Source organism: Streptomyces canarius (assembly GCF_014650735.1).
GTDB lineage: Bacteria > Actinomycetota > Actinomycetes > Streptomycetales > Streptomycetaceae > Streptomyces > Streptomyces olivaceoviridis.
Genome location: NZ_BMVN01000008.1, coordinates 210,224 through 228,402 on the forward strand (window position 1 = coordinate 210,224; position 18,179 = coordinate 228,402).

Sequence of the window (18,179 nt, forward strand, 5' to 3'; positions counted from 1 at the left end):
GAGGGGACGTGGCCGCGACGTCCGAGGGTGAGCACCGCACAGGCCTGCTGAACGGCTTCGCCGCCTATGGGATGTGGGGGCTGGTGCCCCTGTTCTGGCCGCTGCTCAAACCGGCCGGCGCCCTGGAGATCCTGGCCCACCGCATGGTGTGGTCCCTGGTGTTCGTGGCCGCCGCGCTGCTCTTCGTACGCCGCTGGGCCTGGGCCGGAGAACTGCTGCGCCAGCCCCGGCGGCTCGGCCTCGTCGCCGTGGCGGCCGGTGTCATCACCGTGAACTGGGGCGTCTACATCTGGGCCGTGAACGCCGGCCACGTCGTCGAGGCCTCGCTCGGCTACTTCATCAACCCGCTGGTCACCATCGCGATGGGCGTGCTGCTCCTCAAGGAACGGCTGCGCCCCGTGCAGTGGGCGGCGGTCGGCATAGGTCTCGCCGCCGTCGTCGTGCTGACCGTCGGCTACGGCCGCCCGCCGTGGATCTCCCTCTGCCTCGCCTTCTCCTTCGCCACCTACGGCCTGGTGAAGAAGAAGGTGGACCTCGGCGGTGTCGAGTCGCTGGCCGCCGAGACGGCGATCCAGTTCCTGCCGGCGCTCGGCTACCTGCTGTGGCTGACCGCGCACGGCGGCGCCAGCTTCCTGAACGACGGCGGCGGACACGCCGCCCTGCTCGCCTCCACGGGCATCGTCACCGCCCTCCCGCTGGTCTGCTTCGGCGCGGCGGCGATCCGCGTGCCCCTGTCCACACTGGGCCTGTTGCAGTACCTGGCCCCGATCTTCCAGTTCGTGCTCGGCATCGTGTACTTCCACGAGGCCATGCCGGCCGAACGGTGGGCCGGATTCGCGCTGGTCTGGCTGGCGCTGGTCCTGCTCACGGGCGACGCGCTGCGGTGGGCCAGGCGACCCGCACGGCTCGCGGTGCCGACGGCCCGCGCGGCCGGGACGTCGCCCTCGCCGTCACCATCACCGTCGGCTTCGGCTTCCGCTTCGGCTCCGGCGGATGCCTGACCGGAGGACCACAGTCGCCCAAGTGGGCGGAGTACCCCCCTCCACCGACGCGTCCGGTTATAAGTGGGAGCCATGACCACACAGGCGCCCGCCCCCCTGCACTGGAAGCTCGTCGTCGACGCGGCCGACCCGCACGCACAGGCCGACTTCTGGGCCGCCGCGCTGCACTACACCCCCGAGGACAACAGCGCCCTCGTCGAACGGCTGCTGTCCCTCGGCGCGCTGTCCGGCGAGGCCACCGTCGAGTACCACGGGCGGGCCGCGTTCCGTGACCTGATCGCCGTACGGCACCCCGACGACCCGTACGACCCCGAGACCGGCACCGGGCTCGGGCGGCGGCTGCTGTTCCAGCGGGTACCGGAGCCGAAGACCGTGAAGAACCGGCTCCACCTCGATGTCCACGCCGGCCCGGAACGGCGCGCGGAGGAGGTGGCACGTCTTCAGGCGCTGGGCGCGCGGGTGGTGCGCGAGGTCAAGGAGCCCGGGGGCCGGTGGGTGCTGATGGCGGACCCGGAGGACAACGAGTTCTGCGTGCAGTGACCCCGGGTGCGCCTGCTCCGGGCGGGGCCGGTCAGGACCGCGCCGCCGCCTTGGCCGCGCGGTCGGTCAGGCGGACCATGCGGGCGCGGGCGGACTCCAGCGGGCCCGGGTCGTCCGCGGCGGGGCCCGGCTCGGCGGTGAGGTCCGTCCACAGGTCGATCAGGTCGCGGCCCAGCCGCAGGCCCTCCTCCGGGTCACGCACCGCGCGCCAGGCGGTGGCCGCGCTGCGCACGTTGTCGTAGGCGGCCTCCCCGTCCCGTGCCTGGCGGCGCAGCCGGGCCACGTCCAGGGACAGCCGGAAGGCGCGGACCGGGTCACCGGCCAGGTAGGCGATGTAGGCGGACAGTTCGAGCAGGTGCAGCACCTCGGCGTGGCGCGGGCCGAACACGGCGGTGGCCTCGGCGAGCGTCCGGTCGGCCAGTTCCGCCGCCGTGTCGATACGGCCCGCCCGCACGGCCTCGTTGATCCGGCCCATCGGCTCGGTGAGCAGTTTCGCGCCCTCGGCGGTCTCGGTCAGCGGCCCGTCGCCGAGCACCTCCTCGGCGACCGCGTCGAATCCACGGGCCGGGGTGGGGGCGGGGGCGGGGGGCTCCGGCGGTACGGCGGCGAGGGCGCTGTGGGCCGCGGGGCCCTGGGGGTCCGTGCCGGGCCCGTCCATCACCGGCGCCGGTCCGAAGTGCCCGGTCGGGGCCTGCGGGGTGACCGGCGTCCCGGCCGCCGCCGGCCGCGGGGTCACCCGGACCGCCTTCCCCGTCACCCGGCTGGAGCCGTCCGCCGAGACCTCCAGGGGGACCACGCAGCCCGCGAGGTCGTCGTGGACCGTGGCGCGTATGGGCGCGCCGACGCTGATGGCCAGGCGCTGAAGGTGGTCGAGCACGGCCTGCTGGATCTCCTCGCCCGGTGCCGCCACGACCGACGCCCCGTCCACCGACGCGCCTCCCGCGCCGAACACCCGGACGGACACCGCCGCCGCAGGCCCCACGGGCTGCCGCGCCCGCTTCTTCTCGAAGCTGACTCCAGCCATCGGTGTCCCTCACTCCCCCGGCGTCGCGATCCGGTCGTACGCGTCCTGCCCACCAGTGTGTCCGCTCCCCGCGGTTTTCCACGTCACCGCGACGTCACAGCCTCGCACCAGCCGCACCCTGGCGAAGATTGATTGCGCGTGCATAGAATGCACACGCATTCAACCGGAGTGCGACACGAACGCGTCTGGGGGACCCATGAGCCGCCGTTTCCTCTTCGTCCTGGGCAGCGCCCGCGAGGCGGGCAACACCGAACTGCTGGCCCGCGAGGCCGCCGCGCACCTGCCCGGCGACACCGAACAGCACTGGATCCGCCTCGCCGACCACCTCCTGCCCGACTTCGTGGACCTGCGGCACGACAGCGACCACGTCCGGCCGTCCCCGGACACCCCGGCCGGCCTGCTGCTGGACGCCACGCTGGCGGCGACGGACGTCGTGATCGCCTCGCCGCTGTACTGGTACTCGGTGTCCAGCCTCACCAAGCGCTACCTGGACCACTGGTCGGCCTGGCTGCGCACCCCGGGCGTCGACTTCAAGGCGACGATGGCCGGCCGCACCCTGTGGGGCATCGCCGCGCTGGCGGACGACGAGCCGTCGGTCGCCGACCCGTACGCCGGCACGCTCAACAACTCGGCCGCCTACCTGCGGATGCGCTTCGGCGGGGTCCTGCTCGGCAACGGCAGCGCGCCCGGCGACGTACGCGAGGACGCCGACGCGCTGGCGCGCGCCAAGACGTTCTTCGCGCAGGACGCGCCCCTCGCCCGCTTCCCGTACGAGGCCGTCGGCGCCGCATCTCGGTGAGGGGGCGCTAGGCGTTGATGTCCTTCGCCGTGAACCGCGCCCAGGCCGCCGCGCCGAACACGGCCGCGTACAGCGCCTGGAGACCGAGGTTCTTCACCAGGTCGTCCCAGTAGACGGGGTCGCGCATCAGGTCGGCGAAGGACAGCCAGTAGTGCGAGAACAGGTAGGGCTGGAGCGCGTGCAGCTGGGGTATCTGGTCGACGATCTGCACGGTGATGAGCAGGCCGACCGTGGTGGCCATCGCCGCGATGCCGCTGTTGGTGAGCGTCGACACGAACAGGCCGAGGGCCGCCACACCGACCAGTGACGCGGCGACGACCAGGGCGATCAGCAGGGCGCGGCCCAGTCCCTCGGCGAAGCTGATCCGGGTGCCGGAGATCGTCGTCAGCTCGCCGAGCGGGAAGAGCAACGCGCCGACGAGCAGTGCCGAGACGGCGACGACCAGCGTGGCCAGCAGGCAGAAGGCCAGCACCGTCGCGTACTTGGTGAGCAGCAGCCGGGTACGGCCGGCCGGCGCGACCAGCAGATAGCGCAGGGTGCCCGCGCCGGCCTCCCCGGCGATCGCGTCGCCCGCGACGACGCCGACCGCCATCGGCAGGAAGAACGGCAGGGTCGCGGCCAGCGCGGTGAACACCAGGAACAGGCCGTTGTTGGTGATCTGCGAGATGAACGCCGGGCCCTCGCCGCCTCCGCCCGCCGGGCCGCCGCCCCGTGTCTCGATCTTCACGGCGATCCCGACCAGCACCGGCACCGCGGCCAGCACCCCGAGCAGGGCCAGCGTGCGCCAGCGGCGGATGGTGGTGCCCAGCTCGCTGCGCAACAGCCCGAGGGACCACAGGGGGTTCGGCCGGCGCCCGGCGCCCGCCTGGAGCACATCAGCCCGCGACATCGAAGCCCTCCCCGGTCAGCGCCACGAACGCCTCCTCCAGCGAGGCCCGTTCGACAGTGAGGCCCCGGACCCGGACGCCCGCCGTGACCAGGGCCGCGGTCACCTCGGCCAGATCCCGCGCGGGCGGCTCACCGGTGACCCGGTCCCCGTCGGCCGTCACGTCCCCGACACCCAGTTCCTTCAGCACGCGTGCCGCCTCGACCGGGTCCGGGGTGGTCACCACCAGCCGGTCGCGCGCCCCGGCGGCCAGGTCGGCCACCGCGCCCTGGGTGACGAGCCGGCCCTGCGCCATGACCGCCGCATGGGTGCACACCTGCTCGATCTCGTCGAGGAGGTGGGAGGAGAGGAAGACGGTCGTGCCGTCGGCGGCCAACTCCCTGATCAGGGTGCGGATCTCGCGCATGCCCTGCGGGTCGAGGCCGTTGGTGGGCTCGTCCAGGACGAGCAGTCTGCGCGGCTGGAGCAGCGCGGCGGCCAGTCCCAGACGCTGTTTCATGCCGAGCGAGTACGCCTTCGCCTTCTTGCCGGCGGCGGCTGCAAGACCGACCCGGTCCAGCGCCGCGGCGACACGGGCGCGCCGGGTGCGCGGGTCGGCGGTCGGGTCCGCGGCGTCGTAGCGCAGCAGGTTGTCCCGGCCGGAGAGGAAGCCGTACAGGGCGGGGCCCTCGATGAGGGCGCCGACCTGCGGAAGGACCGTACGGACCGCCCGCGGCATGGGCCGGCCGAGCACCCGGGCGGTGCCCGCGGTCGGCTCGATCAGACCCATCAGCATGCGGATCGTGGTGGTCTTGCCGGAGCCGTTCGGGCCGAGGAAGCCGAAGACGCTGCCCGCCGGGACGGTCAGGTCCAGACCGTCCACGGCGAGCTGTCCGCCGCGGTAGCGCTTGGTGAGGCCGCGCGTGGCGATCACACTCGCCGTCGTGTCGCCCGGCTCCGGCTGCGTGGCGGACGGCTCGTCCATCGGCTCCCCTCGGTTCATCCGGTTCGTCTCATCCGGTGCGGTGTGCCCGGGAGGTCACTTCCCCGCGTCGGCCGCCTTGACCAGGGCCTCCTTGGTCACCGTGCCGGCGTACACCTTGCCGTCGTCGGTGATCAGGGCGTTGACCAGGCGGGTGGAGAAGACCGTGCCCTTGCCGAACTTCCCGGAGACCGGGTCGCCCAGCGAACCGAGGAAGCCGCCGAGGTCACCGCCCTGGGAGCCGGTCGGCAGGCCGCCCTTGGCACCGGTGTCGAAGGTGGCGACGGACGTCCAGCCCTTGCCCAGCACCTTCAGCCCGTCCTTGCCCTCCAGGCCCCCGGCGAAGTCCTCGCCGTGCTTCGGGGCGTGCTCCCGGGCCCCGGGGGCGTCCTTCTCCTCGGTGACCTTCGCGCCCTTGGGCGGCGTGAAGTCGAAGGTGGAGGCGGCCGGCCGGGCGAAGGAGACCTGGGTGAAGCCCGCGTCGAGCACGGCGGCGCCGCCACTCCTCGGGGTCAGCGTGAACTTCAGCGGCATGCCGGTCTTCGCGTCCACGGCGATGCTGATCGCGCCGACCGTGGTGCCGGACTGCTTGGGCCGGATCAGCAGCTTGTAGGCGTCGCGCCCGGCGACCTGCGCGGTGCCGTCGACGGTGACGGACGTGGTGTCGTCCACCGACTTCAGGGCCTGGTCGGCGAAGTCCTGGGGGGTGGCCGGCGGCTCGGCCTCGCGGTCCTTGCCGGAGCCGGCCCCGGTGGAGTGGTAGACCTCGTTGCTCTTGCTGTCGTAGCCCCAGACGTCCTTGCCGTCGTGGATGAGGCTGTACTCGGCGCCGCTCTCCAGCAGCGACAGCTTCTGCCGGTCCGGGCCGTCGGCGGCGACGCGCAGGGTGTGCGTGCCGGAGACCAGCTCGGTGAGCTTGGCCTGCGGGTCGGCGGACGAGCCGTCGCCCGAGCCGCCCCGGCCCGCGCCGGACATCAGGCCGTTCTCCAGGCCGCCGAGGTCGGGCAGGCCGAGATCGGTGCTGATCTTCACCGTGCCGGACAGCTGCTGCACGTCCGACTTGGCGATCTTCTCGATGAGCTGCTGTGCGCTGATCTTCGGCAGGTCGGGGTCACCGGAGTCGGCGAGCGCCGGGACCAGCCCGATCGTGGCCGCCGCCACCCCCACCACCGCGACCGGCACGGCGTACCGGGCGGCCTTGCGCCGGCCGGAGCGCGGGTGCTCGTCGCGCGCGGCGCCCACTGCGTCGTCGGATTCGTACGGTGCCATGTGTGCCTTACCTCCGTCGTCGGCGGCGGCTGTCCTCACGCTGCTCCGCTGCTCCGCTGGTCCACCCTGAGCCGCCATTCTCACCCGAAACGGTGAGGAGTGGTGATTTCCGTGGTGACCATCTGACCAAATCGGCTGTGAACAAGCGTCAGACCTCGGAGCCAACTCCGTCTACACCTGCGGTATGACACCCGGCGGTGATTCCTCCACCCGACCCGTAGGGGTCGTGCCGGACGCCGGGGCCCGTACGGGTGACCGGCCGGGTCAGCCGGCGCGGTGCACGACCGCGTCGCACAGCTCGATCAGCGCCGCCTTGGCATCGCACTCGTGCAGCGGGGCGAGCGCGGCCCGCGCCTCCTCCGCGTACCGCACGGTGTCCCGGCGGGCCTGCTCCAGCGCGGGGTGCGCGCGCAGCGCGGCCAGCGCCCGGGCGTGCCGGGCGTCGTCGCTGAGGTCGGAGTCCAGCAGCTCGCACAGCGCGACGTCCTCGGGCAGCCCCAGCCGGGCGGCCCGCTCGCGCAGCCGGAGCACCGGCAGGGTGGGGATGCCCTCGCGCAGGTCGGTGCCCGGGGTCTTGCCGGACTCGTGGGAGTCGGAGGCGATGTCCAGGACGTCGTCCGCGAGCTGGAAGGCGACGCCGAGCCGTTCGCCGTACTGGGTGAGGACGTCGACGACCGTCTCGTCCGCGCCGGACATCATCGCGCCGAACCGGCACGACACCGCCACCAGGGAGCCCGTCTTGCCGGCGAGCACGTCCAGATAGTGCTCGACCGGGTCTCGGCCGTCCGAGGGACCCGCGGTCTCCAGGATCTGGCCGGTGACGAGCCGTTCGAACGCGAGTGCCTGTACCCGGACCGCCTCGGGGCCGAGGTCGGCAAGGATCTGGGAGGCGCGGGCGAAGAGGAAGTCGCCGGTGAGGACCGCGACGGAGTTGCCCCAGCGCGTGTTGGCGCTGTCCACGCCACGCCGTACGGCCGCCTCGTCCATGACGTCGTCGTGGTACAGCGTGGCCAGATGGGTCAGCTCCACGACGACGGCCGAGGGCACCACGCCCGGCGCGTAGGGGTCGCCGAACTGGGCGGCGAGCATCACGAGGAGTGGCCGGAACCGCTTCCCGCCCGCCCGCACGAGGTGCTGCGCGGCCCCCGTGATGAACGGGACCTCGCTCTTGGTGGCTTCGAGCAAGCCTTCCTCGACAGCCGCCAATCCGGCCTGGACATCGGCTTCCAGAGCCTGGTCCCGCACGCTCAGCCCGAACGGCCCGACGACGGTCACGAGGGGTCTCCTGTCTGCTGGTGTCTGCTGGCGATTACACGGTTTGTCGATAGGTCGCTGCCCTCACTCAAGTCAGCGTATCCGGTCCTCTTTCGATCACCGATAGCGCCCACCGGTCCAGCCCGGGCGATACCGGATCATGACCGGCATGGTTTTGATCACACAGTGTGAGCGGATTTTTATCCATATAAGAGTAATCCGGACACTGTGCCCGCACCTCGGCAACGACGCTCCCCGCATGCCGGGTTCCACCATCTCCCCGACTTCAGGTGCGAATCCCCCTAATCCGTCATGTCCGAATTGAAACTGTTTGCTATTTCGTGAGTTGGGTCACGCGCCCGGCCGACCCTCCCCCTCGGCCCGGCCGCCATGACTCCTTGCCCTGTCGGCGAGTTGAGGATTGGCAACCGCAAAGGATCAAGCACCCCATACACTGTCGATCAAGGTCAAACCGCACGTTGTATGAATCCGGCCCTTGTTCCCGACATGTGCTCTCGCATACGTTCCGGGCCGTCGGGCGGACGCCGAATCCTGCCGCCGCCCGCATACCCATCGACGAACTCATTCGTACGGCAGGAGCGGGGGACCCAGGCAAGCCGCCGGTCCGGAACGGCACACGCCGCGCCGGGACGGCTAGGGGTGAAGCCATGCCTCCGTCAGGAGCACGGCCGGGCACCTCCCCGCCCGAACCCGACAGCTCACCTCGCAGGCGCCGGAGAGGAACGCCCCCATGTCTGCTGTCGCCCAGCCCCGCCGTACCCGGAACAGCCGCCTCGTCCGCGCGCTCACCGCCGTCGGCACCGGTGCCGCCGTCCTCGCCCTGCCGCTCATCGGCGCGGCCAGCGCCTCCGCGGCCCCCAGCACGGCCACCACCACGACGGCCAGCACCCCCGCCGGCTACCCGGACAACCTCGACGGCTGGATCCGCCAGTCGCTGGCGATCATGGCCGAGAAGCACATCCCGGGCACCTACAACGGCATCTACCGCAACATCATCCGCGAGTCCTCGGGCAACCCGAAGGCCATCAACCTCTGGGACTCCAACGCCGCCAAGGGCATCCCCTCCAAGGGCCTGCTCCAGGTCATCGACCCGACGTTCAACGCGTACCACGTGGCCGGAACGTCCTTCGACATCTACGACCCGGTCGCCAACATCACCGCCGCCTGCAACTACGCGGCCGCGCGGTACGGGTCCATCGACAACGTGTTCGGCGCGTACTGACCGGCACCGGCGGCCGGGCCGGGCGCCCCTGACATCCCGGTCAGCCGGCCGGGAAGAGTCCTTCGAGGACGACGGCGATGCCGTCGTCCTCGTTCGACAGGGTGACCTCGTCGGCCACCGCCTTGAGTTCCGGATGGGCGTTGGCCATGGCCACACCGCGCCCGGCCCATTCGAACATCGGGATGTCGTTGGGCATGTCACCGAAGGCGATGGCCCGTTCGGCGGCGATCCCCAGCCGCTCGGCGGCCAGCGCCAGCCCGGTCGCCTTCGTCACCCCGCACGGCTGGAGCTCCACCGTGCCCGGCCCCGACATGGTGACCGTCGCGAGCGAGCCCACCGCCGCTCGGGCCACGGCCGCCAACTCGTCGTCGGACAGCGTGGCGTGCCGCAGCAGCACCTTGCTGATGGGCGCGCACCACAGGTCGTCCCGCCGGCCGACCCGCACCGCGGGCAGCGTCGGGTGGGGCATCCGGTAGCCGGGCTCGATGAGCGTGAGCCCGTCCACGCCGTCCTGGTCGACCGCCGCGTAGACCTGCCCCACCTCCGCCTCGATCTTGCCGAGCGCCGTCTCGGCCAGCTCCCGGTCCAGCCGGACCGACCACAGCAGACGGTCGGTCGCCGCGTCGTAGACCTGGGCCCCCTGCCCGCACACCGCGAGCCCGGCGCGGCCGAGGTCCGCGAGCAGCGGTCGCACCCGCGGGGCCGGGCGACCCGTCACCACCAGGTGCCGGGCGCCGGCCCGCGCCACCCGCGCGAGCGCGGCGAGGGACCGGTCCGAGACGGTGTCGTCGCCGCGCAGCAGCGTCCCGTCCAGGTCAGTGGCGATCAGTGCATATGCCGGGGTGGGTGCCATGATCAGAGAATACGGACAACACGCTCCGCCGACTCACCGCTCATTGCCCGCACTTACGTACCGCCCCCGCCCAACCGCTCGCCGCGGACGGCGCGATGGGCGGTGCGCAACCGTGAGCCGCGGCCGGTGTGGGACCGGGTGCCGCGAAGCGAACCCGAGCAGGGGGCTGCCGCCCTCTTCCTCTTCCTCCAACCTTTCGAGCACCTGGTGAGGCACTGCCCAAGACGCGCGGCTCGGCCGTAACGTGTGGCCCGACCACATGGAACGCAGTGCCATGCATGGCCCGGATGAGAGTGAGGCAGCACCCCATGCCCCCCTTCGACGTCCCCGAGGGTGACCCCTTCGGTCCGCGCAACCTCCCCTACGGCGTGTTCTCGCCCTCCGGCAGCACGGAGCGGAGGATCGGCGTCCGGCTCGGGGACCACGTCCTCGACGCGGGCGCCGCAGCCGCCGCGCTCGGCTCGCCCCACCAGCCGCTGCTCGCCCGGCCCACCCTCAACCCGCTGCTGGCCGCCGGCCGCGCCACCTGGTCGGAGGTACGGCGCGCCCTCACGTCCTGGGTCACGGACCCGGCGCACCGCACGGCCGTCGAGCCGCTGTTCCACCCCCTGTCCGAGGTGACCCTGCACCTTCCCTTCGAGGTCGCGGACTACGTCGACTTCTACGCCTCGGAGAACCACGCCCGGAACGTCGGCCGGATCTTCCGCCCCGACGCCGAGGACTCCCTCACCCCCAACTGGAAGCACCTGCCGATCGGTTACCACGGCCGCTCCGGCACCGTGGTCGTCTCCGGCACGGACGTCGTACGCCCCTCCGGGCAGCGCAAGGGCCCGGCCGACCCCGCGCCCGTCTTCGGCCCCTCGATCCGGCTGGACATCGAGGCCGAGGTCGGCTTCGTCGTGGGCGTGCCGTCGCGGCTCGGCACCCCGGTGGCGCTCGGCGACTTCCGGGAGCACGTCTTCGGGCTCTGCCTGCTGAACGACTGGTCCGCGCGGGACATCCAGGCCTGGGAGTACGTCCCTCTCGGCCCGTTCCTCGGCAAGTCCTTCGCCACCTCGGTGTCGGCGTGGATCACCCCGCTGGAGGCGCTGGAGCACGCGCGCGTGGCGCCTCCGGAGCGCACGCATCCGCTGCTGCCCTACCTGGACGACTCGGCGCCCGGCACCGAGCCCGGCGGTTACGACCTCCGCATCTCGGTCGCGGTCAACGGCCATGTGGTCTCCGAACCGCCCTTCTCCACCATGTACTGGACCGCCGCCCAGCAACTCGCCCACCTGACCGTGAACGGCGCCTCGCTGCGCACGGGCGACCTGTACGGCTCCGGCACGGTGAGCGGTCCCACCGAACGCCAGCGCGGCTCCCTGCTGGAACTGACCTGGAACGGCCGCGACCCCCTCGAACTCCCCGACGGCAAGCGGACCTTCCTGGAGGACGGCGACGTGGTCACCCTGTCGGCATGGGCCCCGGGCGCGGACGGCGGCCGGGTGGGGCTGGGGGAGGTCAGCGGGCGGGTGGTGTCGGGCTGACACCGCGGAGGGTTGCCGGGGCGGAAGTTGCCGGGCAGAGAGCGCCGGACGGGCACGCCGGGCGGACCGGGTGGCTTGCATGACGGGCGGGCCGGGTGGCTTGCGTGACGGGCGGGCCGGGTGGCTTGCGTGGCGGGCGGGCCGGGTGGCTTGCGTGGCGGGCCGGCCGGGCGTGGCGGGAGCCTCGGGCCCGGGCCGGTCCCGGCCGATCGGTGTCGACACCTGACTCCGGCCGCCCGTCTTCGTCATACTGACGGGGCACGCACCACGCGCGAGCCGCCGTCGCGTGACGCGTGCCCGGCACCACCGTCACCCGCACACCTCTCCGACCAGGAACCGGGGCCCCGGCATGACTGTCTGCCTGCTCCTGCTGAGCGTCGTCGCCCTGACGGCCGCCGTACCGGCGCCGCGCGCGCTGACCCGTGCCGCCTGGCCCGAGCGGGAACCCGTGGTCGCACTGTGGGTGTGGCAGTGTCTCGTCGCCACCGTCCTGCTGTGCTGCCTGACCGCGCTGGTCCTGGGCGCGGCGGCCGTCTTCCACACCGTCCGCGACCACGTGTTCGCGCCCGCGCCGCCCGCCGTCACCGCCGCCTACGACCTGTCCACCGCGCCGGGATGGGCCGCCGCGCTCACCGTGCTGCTGGCCTGCGGGGCCGCCTGGACGACGGCGATGCTGGCCCGCGAACTCGTCGAGGCCCGCCGCAGCCGCGGCCAGGTGCGGGCGCACCTGCGCGAGCGCGCCCCCGAACTGCCGGCCGGACTGCCGGCGGCGCGCGGGCCGATGCTGGTACTGGAGGACGAGTACCCGGACGCCTGGTGGATGCCGGGGCACCCAGCCCAACTGGTCGTCACCACAGGGGCGTTGCACCGCCTCACCGACCTTCAGCTGGACGCCGTCCTCACCCACGAGCGCGGGCATGCCCGCGCCCACCACGACTGGCTGCTGCACCTGTCCACCGCCCTCGCCACGGGCTTCCCTCGCGTGCCGCTCTTCGCCCACTTCTGCGACCAGACGCACCGCCTGGTCGAGCTGGCCGCCGACGACACGGCCTCCCGGCGCTGCGGACACCTCACCACGGCCCTCGCCCTGATCGAGCTGAACCAGCACCGGGGTGTCCTGTCCTGCGACTCCAGCCGCCGCCTCCTCGGCGAGCGCGTCGACCGCCTGCTGGAGCCGCCGCCCCGGCTGCTGCGCCGGCACCGGGCACTGACGACGACGGTGGCCGCGCTGGTGCCGCTGCTCCCGCTGCTGATCACCTTCGCCCCGGGCCTGACCGCACTGTCCTTGAGGGCCTGACGGCACCGCGCACGCCCCGCCCCGGGGGTCCTGGGCTGTCTGTCCCGGGGGTCCGGGCGTCCCGGTTATATCCAGTCGTCCGGTTCCGGCTCGTCCGTCGGCTCAGGCCAGTCGGCGTCCTGACTGTCGCCGGCGGCCGGGGCGTCGGCAGTGGCCAGGGTGGCAGCGGCGGCCGGGGCGTCGGCGGCCACCGGGGCGGCCCCGTCCAGGGAGGCCAGCACCTGGATGACCCCTTCGCCGTACGTCGCCAGCTTCTTCTCGCCGACGCCGTTCACCGTGCCCAGCTCCCGCACCGAACCGGGCCACCGGGTCACGATCTCGCGCAGGGTGGCGTCGTGGAAGATGACGTACGCCGGGACGCCCTGCTCCCGGGCCTGTTCGGCGCGCCAGGCCCGCAGGGCCTCGAAGGCGGGGAGCAGCGCCTCGGGCAGCTCGACCGCGACGGCCTTGGCCTTGCGGTCGCCCCCGGAGGAGCCGGTGGAGCGCGACCGGGAGGCGGTCGGCTTCTTCGGCTCCTTGCGCAGCGGCACCTCGCGCTCCCGCCGCAGCACCGAGCCGCTCGCCTCGGTGAGCACCAGCGTGCCGTACTCCCCCTCGACCGCGAGGAGCCCCTGGGCCAGCAGTTGCCGGATGGCCCCGCGCCACTCGCCCTCGGAGAGATCCTGGCCGATGCCGAAGACGGACAGCTGGTCGTGGTCGAACTGGATCACCTTGCCGGTGCGCTTGCCGAGCAGGATGTCGACGATCTGCATCGCGCCGAACTTCTGCCCGCGCTCCCGCTGCAACCGCACCACCGTGGACAGCACCTTCTGCGCAGCGATCGTGCCGTCCCAGGTCTCGGGCGGGGTGAGGCAGGTGTCGCAGTTGCCGCAGGCCGCGGCCTCGGGGTCCTGGCCGAAGTAGGCGAGCAGCTGGCCACGGCGGCACTGGGCGGTCTCGCACAGCGCGAGCATGGCGTCGAGGTGGGCGGCGGCCCGGCGGCGGAACGCCTCGTCGCCCTCGCCGGACTGGATCAGCTTGCGCTGCTGTATGACGTCGTTCAGGCCGTACGCCATCCAGGCCGTCGACGGCAGGCCGTCGCGGCCCGCCCGGCCGGTCTCCTGGTAGTACCCCTCGATCGACTTGGGCAGGTCCAGGTGGGCGACGAAGCGTACGTCCGGCTTGTCGATGCCCATGCCGAAGGCGATCGTCGCGACCACGACCAGGCCGTCCTCGCGCAGGAACCGGGCCTGGTGCGCCGCGCGCGTGGCCGCTTCCAGGCCCGCGTGGTACGGCACCGCCTGGATGCCGTTGGCGGTCAGGAACTCCGCCGTGCGCTCCACCGAGTTGCGCGAGAGGCAGTACACGATGCCGGCGTCGCCCGGGTGCTCCTCGCGGAGGAAGGCGAGCAGCTGCTTCCTGGGGTCGGCCTTGGGCACGATCCGGTACTGGATGTTGGGCCGGTCGAAACTGGCGACGAAGTGCCGGGCCGTCGGCAGGTTCAGCCGCTGGGTAATCTCCTGGTGGGTGGCGCGGGTGGCCGTGGCGGTGAGGGCGATCCGCGGGACGTCCGGCCAGCGCTCGCCGAGCAGGGACAGGGCGAGATAGTCCGGGCGGAAGTCGTGGCCCCACTGGGACACGCAGTGGGCCTCGTCGATCGCGAAGACGGAGATCTTGCCGCGGGAGAGCAGGTCCAGCGTGGCGTCCACGCGCAGCCGCTCCGGGGCCAGGTACAGCAGGTCCAGCTCGCCGGCCAGGAACTCGGCCTCGACCATGCGCCGCTCGTCGAAGTCCTGGGTGGAGTTGATGAAGCCGGCGCGGACACCGAGGGCGCGCAGGGCGTCCACCTGGTCCTGCATGAGGGCGATCAGCGGTGAGACGACCACGCCCGTGCCGGGCCGGACCAGGGCCGGGATCTGGTAGCACAGCGATTTGCCGCCGCCGGTCGGCATGAGGACGACGGCGTCGCCGCCCGCCACCACATGCTCGATGATCGCCTGCTGCTCGCCCCGGAAGGCGTCGTATCCGAAGACCCGGTGCAGCGTGGCCAGCGCCTCGCTGTCGGCCGCGCCCGGCCCCTCGGTCACCTGTGCCATCTCGCTGATACCGCCCGTCACGCCCATCGTCCTGTCCCCCGTCGGTCCCCCGTGTGTCGTCTCTCGACCGCTGCCTCCACCATAGGGGTCCGGACCGACAGTCCCGGAGTTATCCACAGGCTCGGTCGTTTCCGTGCGCCATCGGTCAGCCATCGCCGGCGTGCCCCGGGGAACACCGCTGCCCGGCGCCCTCCGGTGAGGGTGCCGGGCAGCGGCGCGGGTGCCGCGGGCGTCAGCGCACGAAGACTCCCGCCTGGTTCGCCAGGTCCAGGAAGTACTGCGGCGCCACGCCGAGGACCAGAGTGACGGCCACGCCCAGGCCGATCGCGAGCATGGTCAGCGGTGACGGGACGGCGACGGTCGGGCCCTCCGGCCGCGGCTCGCTGAAGAACATCAGCACGATCACGCGGATGTAGAAGAACGCGGCGATGGCCGAGGAGATCACACCGATCACGACCAGCGGGGCCGCGCCGCCGTCCGCCGCCGCCTTGAACACGGCGAACTTCCCGGCGAACCCGGAGGTCAGCGGGATACCGGCGAAGGCCAGCAGGAACACCGCGAACACGGCCGCCACCAGCGGCGAGCGACGGCCGAGACCCGCCCACTTCGACAGGTGGGTCGCCTCGCCGCCCGCGTCGCGCACCAGCGTGACCACGGCGAACGCGCCGATCGTGACGAAGGAGTAGCCCGCCAGGTAGAACAGCACCGACGACACGCCGTCCTTCGAGGTGGCGATCACACCCGCGAGGATGAACCCGGCGTGCGCGATGGACGAGTACGCCAGCAGCCGCTTGATGTCGGTCTGGGTGATGGCGACGATCGCACCGCCGAGCATGGTGATGATCGCCACGGCCCACATGACCGGCCGCCAGTCCCAGCGCAGCCCGGGCAGGACGACGTACAGCAGGCGCAGCAGCGCGCCGAACGCGGCCACCTTCGTCGCCGCGGCCATGAAGCCGGTCACCGGGGTGGGCGCGCCCTGGTAGACGTCGGGCGTCCACATGTGGAACGGCACCGCGCCCACCTTGAACAGCAGGCCCATCAGGAGCATGGCGCCGCCGACCAGCAGCAGCGCGTCGTTGCCCATGGTGTTGGCGAGGGCCGGGTCGACGTCGGTGACCGTGCCGTCGACGACCTGGGCGATGCGCGCGTACGACATCGAGCCCGCGTAGCCGTACAGCAGCGCGATGCCGAACAGGGTGAACGCGGAGGCGAACGCGCCCAGCAGGAAGTACTTGACCGCGGCCTCCTGCGACATCAGCCGCTTGCGGCGGGCCAGCGCGCACAGCAGGTACAGCGGCAGGGAGAAGACCTCCAGGGCCACGAACAGGGTCACCAGGTCGTTCGCCGCCGGGAAGATCAGCATGCCGCCGACCGCGAAGAGCAGCAGCGGGAAGACCTCCGTGGTGGTGAAGCCCGCCTTCACGGCGGCCTGCTCGCTGTCACTGCCGGGTACGGAGGCGGCCTGCGCGGCGAAGGAGTCGACCCGGTTGCCGTGCGCCGCCGGGTCCAGGCGCCGCTCGGCGAAGGTGAACAGACCGACCAGGCCGGCCAGCAGGATCGTGCCCTGGAGGAAGAGGGCCGGGCCGTCGACCGCGATGGCGCCCATCGCCGCGATGTGCGCCTTCGTGGTGCCGAACCCGTCGGCCGCGAGCGCGACGACCGCGGCGAACGCGGCGCACAGGGCGACGACGGACACGAACACCTGCGCGTAGTAGCGGGACCGGCGCGGCACGAACGCCTCGATGAGCACCCCGACCAGCGCCGCGCCGATGACGATCAGCGTCGGCGACAATTGTCCGTATTCGATCTTCGGCGCGTCGATCTTCGAGATCGGTTCGGCCGCGGTTGTCCACAGGCTGTGGACGGCTGGTGCGCTCACTTGGCCGCCTCCACCTCGGGCTTGGGGTCCTTCTTCTGGACGTCGGACATGGTCTGCTTGACCGCCGGGTTGACGATGTCCGTCACGGGCTTCGGATAGACGCCCAGGAAGATCAGCAGCACGATCAGCGGGGCGACGACCACCAGCTCACGCACGCGGAGGTCGGGCATCGCGGAGACCTCCGGCTTCACCGGGCCCGTCATCGTCCGCTGGTACAGCACGAGCGTGTACAGCGCGGCGAGGACGATGCCGAAGGTGGCGATGACGCCGATCACCGGGTAGCGCGTGAACGTGCCGACCAGGACGAGGAACTCGCTGACGAACGGCGCCAGTCCGGGCAGCGAGAGGGTGGCGAGGCCGCCGATCAGGAAGGTGCCGGCGAGCACCGGGGCGACCTTCTGCACGCCTCCGTAGTCGGCGATGAGCCGGGAGCCGCGCCGGGAGATGAGGAAGCCGGCGACCAGCATCAGGGCGGCCGTGGAGATGCCGTGGTTGACCATGTAGAGCGTGGCGCCCGACTGGCCCTGGCTGGTCATCGCGAAGATGCCCATGATGATGAAGCCGAAGTGCGAGATCGACGCGTAGGCCACCAGGCGCTTGATGTCCCGCTGGCCGACGGCGAGCAGTGCGCCGTAGACGATGCTGATGAGCGCCAGGACGAGGATGACGGGCGTCGCCCACTTCGACGCCTCCGGGAACAGCTGGAGGCAGAAGCGGAGCATCGCGAACGTGCCCACCTTGTCGACGACCGCGGTGATGAGGACGGCGACCGGGGCGGTGGACTCCTGCATGGCGTTCGGCAGCCAGGTGTGCAGCGGCCACAGCGGCGCCTTCACCGCGAAGGCGAAGAAGAAGCCGAGGAACAGCCAGCGTTCGGTGCTGGTCGCCATGTGCAGCGAGCCGTTCGCGCGGGCCTCGGCGATCTGCGTGAGCGAGAAGTTCCCGGCGACCACGTACAGGCCGATCACCGCGGCCAGCATGATCAGACCGCCGGCCAGGTTGTAGAGCAGGAACTTCACCGCCGCGTACGACCGCTGCGTGGCGGCCGTCTCCTCGCCGTGCTCATGGGCACGGTCCCCGAAGCCGCCGATGAGGAAGTACATCGGGATGAGCATGGCCTCGAAGAAGATGTAGAAGAGGAAGACGTCGGTGGCCTCGAACGAGACGATCACCATCGCCTCCACGGCCAGGATCAGCGCGAAGAAGCCCTGGGTGGGCCGCCAGCGCCGGCTGCCGGTCTCCAGCGGGTCGGCGTCGTGCCAGCCCGCGAGGATGATGAACGGGATCAGTACGGCGGTCAGCGCGATCAGCGCGACCGCGATGCCGTCGACGCCCAGTTCGTACCTGACCCCGAAGTCCTTGATCCAGGCGTGGGACTCGGTGAGCTGGTAGCGGGAGCCGTCCGGGTCGAAGCGGACCAGGACGGTGACCGCCAGGGCGAGCGTGGCGAGCGAGACGACCAGTGCCAGCCATTTGGCTGCGGTGCGCCGGGCGGCCGGTACGGCGGCCGTGGCCACCGCCCCGAGGGCCGGGAGCGCCGCCGTCGCTGTCAGCAGAGGAAAGGACATC

15 protein-coding genes and 1 riboswitch are annotated in these 18,179 nt (G+C 72.1%); of the genes, 6 read left to right on the plus strand and 9 right to left on the minus strand.

All coding sequences use genetic code 11. From position 1 onward, the window contains the following. Positions 1-8: 8 nt before the first annotated feature. Entirely contained in the window at positions 9-1,001 is a 993-nt protein-coding gene (gene rarD, locus IE294_RS14635; RefSeq protein ID WP_189885995.1) for an EamA family transporter RarD, read from the plus strand. Positions 1,002-1,073: 72 nt separating this feature from the next. After that, positions 1,074-1,541, plus strand: coding sequence for a VOC family protein (locus IE294_RS14640; RefSeq protein ID WP_189816411.1), 468 nt, complete (start codon positions 1,074-1,076; stop codon positions 1,539-1,541). Positions 1,542-1,572: 31 nt separating this feature from the next. Here IE294_RS14640 and IE294_RS14645 read toward each other — a convergent pair whose 3' ends face one another. After that, a complete protein-coding gene (locus IE294_RS14645; RefSeq protein WP_229917160.1) occupies positions 1,573-2,565 on the minus strand; it encodes a tetratricopeptide repeat protein in 993 nt (330 codons plus the stop codon). A gap of 196 nt (positions 2,566-2,761) precedes the next feature. On the opposite strand from IE294_RS14645, the gene IE294_RS14650 reads away from it, so the two are divergent. Further along, a complete protein-coding gene (locus tag IE294_RS14650) occupies positions 2,762-3,364 on the plus strand; it encodes a flavodoxin family protein (RefSeq protein ID WP_189885997.1) in 603 nt (200 codons plus the stop codon). Between the two features lie 7 nt (positions 3,365-3,371). Here IE294_RS14650 and IE294_RS14655 read toward each other — a convergent pair whose 3' ends face one another. The 4 genes from IE294_RS14655 to IE294_RS14670 all read right to left on the minus strand — a co-directional run bounded on the left by IE294_RS14655 (position 3,372) and on the right by IE294_RS14670 (position 7,755). Then, entirely contained in the window at positions 3,372-4,253 is an 882-nt protein-coding gene (locus IE294_RS14655; protein ID WP_189885999.1) for an ABC transporter permease, read from the minus strand. After that, entirely contained in the window at positions 4,240-5,214 is a 975-nt protein-coding gene (locus IE294_RS14660) for an ABC transporter ATP-binding protein (RefSeq protein ID WP_189886001.1), read from the minus strand. Before IE294_RS14660 ends, IE294_RS14655 begins: the two co-directional genes overlap by 14 nt. Positions 5,215-5,268: 54 nt before the next feature. Next, on the minus strand, positions 5,269-6,480 hold the full coding sequence (locus IE294_RS14665; protein WP_189886003.1) for a LolA family protein: 1,212 nt from the start codon (positions 6,478-6,480) through the stop codon (positions 5,269-5,271). 264 nt (positions 6,481-6,744) lie between these two features. After that, positions 6,745-7,755: a polyprenyl synthetase family protein gene (locus tag IE294_RS14670; RefSeq protein ID WP_189886006.1), complete on the minus strand. Its 1,011-nt coding sequence runs from the start codon at positions 7,753-7,755 to the stop codon at positions 6,745-6,747. Between the two features lie 543 nt (positions 7,756-8,298). Further along, positions 8,299-8,480, plus strand: a riboswitch (cyclic di-AMP (ydaO/yuaA leader). A gap of 5 nt (positions 8,481-8,485) precedes the next feature. Here IE294_RS14670 and IE294_RS14675 point away from each other — a divergent pair. Further along, the gene (locus tag IE294_RS14675) at positions 8,486-8,977 is read left to right on the plus strand and encodes a transglycosylase SLT domain-containing protein (protein WP_189886008.1); all 492 of its coding nucleotides are present in this window, start codon (positions 8,486-8,488) and stop codon (positions 8,975-8,977) included. Positions 8,978-9,017: 40 nt separating this feature from the next. Here the strand turns inward: IE294_RS14675 and IE294_RS14680 are convergent, their stop codons facing one another. After that, complete coding sequence (locus tag IE294_RS14680) at positions 9,018-9,830, minus strand: HAD family hydrolase (RefSeq protein WP_189886010.1); 813 nt, start codon at positions 9,828-9,830, stop codon at positions 9,018-9,020. Between the two features lie 308 nt (positions 9,831-10,138). On the opposite strand from IE294_RS14680, the gene fahA reads away from it, so the two are divergent. After that, positions 10,139-11,356, plus strand: a complete 1,218-nt coding sequence (fahA, locus tag IE294_RS14685) for a fumarylacetoacetase (protein ID WP_189886012.1) — start codon at positions 10,139-10,141, stop codon at positions 11,354-11,356. A 349-nt stretch (positions 11,357-11,705) separates the two neighbouring features. Then, positions 11,706-12,653, plus strand: coding sequence for a M56 family metallopeptidase (locus IE294_RS14690; RefSeq protein WP_189886014.1), 948 nt, complete (start codon positions 11,706-11,708; stop codon positions 12,651-12,653). Between the two features lie 65 nt (positions 12,654-12,718). Here IE294_RS14690 and recQ read toward each other — a convergent pair whose 3' ends face one another. The 3 genes from recQ to IE294_RS14705 all read right to left on the minus strand — a co-directional run bounded on the left by recQ (position 12,719) and on the right by IE294_RS14705 (position 18,178). Continuing rightward, positions 12,719-14,755: a DNA helicase RecQ gene (gene recQ / locus IE294_RS14695; RefSeq protein WP_189886021.1), complete on the minus strand. Its 2,037-nt coding sequence runs from the start codon at positions 14,753-14,755 to the stop codon at positions 12,719-12,721. A gap of 205 nt (positions 14,756-14,960) precedes the next feature. Next, entirely contained in the window at positions 14,961-16,610 is a 1,650-nt protein-coding gene (gene nuoN / locus IE294_RS14700) for an NADH-quinone oxidoreductase subunit NuoN (protein WP_132787052.1), read from the minus strand. Continuing rightward, positions 16,607-18,178, minus strand: a complete 1,572-nt coding sequence (locus IE294_RS14705; RefSeq protein WP_059263035.1) for an NADH-quinone oxidoreductase subunit M — start codon at positions 18,176-18,178, stop codon at positions 16,607-16,609. Before IE294_RS14705 ends, nuoN begins: the two co-directional genes overlap by 4 nt. Between the last annotated feature and the right edge of the window lies 1 nt (position 18,179).

Bases quoted from the DNA above. Each gene is read 5' to 3' on its own strand.
- IE294_RS14640 (WP_189816411.1), top strand. From the start codon at position 1,074: ATGACCACACAGGCGCCCGCCCCCCTGCACTGGAAGCTCGTCGTCGAC.
- IE294_RS14705 (WP_059263035.1), bottom strand. From the start codon at position 18,178: ATGTCCTTTCCTCTGCTGACAGCGACGGCGGCGCTCCCGGCCCTCGGG.
- IE294_RS14650 (WP_189885997.1), top strand. From the start codon at position 2,762: ATGAGCCGCCGTTTCCTCTTCGTCCTGGGCAGCGCCCGCGAGGCGGGC.
- IE294_RS14680 (WP_189886010.1), bottom strand. From the start codon at position 9,830: ATGGCACCCACCCCGGCATATGCACTGATCGCCACTGACCTGGACGGG.
- IE294_RS14645 (WP_229917160.1), bottom strand. From the start codon at position 2,565: ATGGCTGGAGTCAGCTTCGAGAAGAAGCGGGCGCGGCAGCCCGTGGGG.
- IE294_RS14690 (WP_189886014.1), top strand. From the start codon at position 11,706: ATGACTGTCTGCCTGCTCCTGCTGAGCGTCGTCGCCCTGACGGCCGCC.
- IE294_RS14665 (WP_189886003.1), bottom strand. From the start codon at position 6,480: ATGGCACCGTACGAATCCGACGACGCAGTGGGCGCCGCGCGCGACGAG.
- IE294_RS14675 (WP_189886008.1), top strand. From the start codon at position 8,486: ATGTCTGCTGTCGCCCAGCCCCGCCGTACCCGGAACAGCCGCCTCGTC.
- IE294_RS14655 (WP_189885999.1), bottom strand. From the start codon at position 4,253: ATGTCGCGGGCTGATGTGCTCCAGGCGGGCGCCGGGCGCCGGCCGAAC.
- IE294_RS14660 (WP_189886001.1), bottom strand. From the start codon at position 5,214: ATGGACGAGCCGTCCGCCACGCAGCCGGAGCCGGGCGACACGACGGCG.
- fahA (WP_189886012.1), top strand. From the start codon at position 10,139: ATGCCCCCCTTCGACGTCCCCGAGGGTGACCCCTTCGGTCCGCGCAAC.
- recQ (WP_189886021.1), bottom strand. From the start codon at position 14,755: ATGGGCGTGACGGGCGGTATCAGCGAGATGGCACAGGTGACCGAGGGG.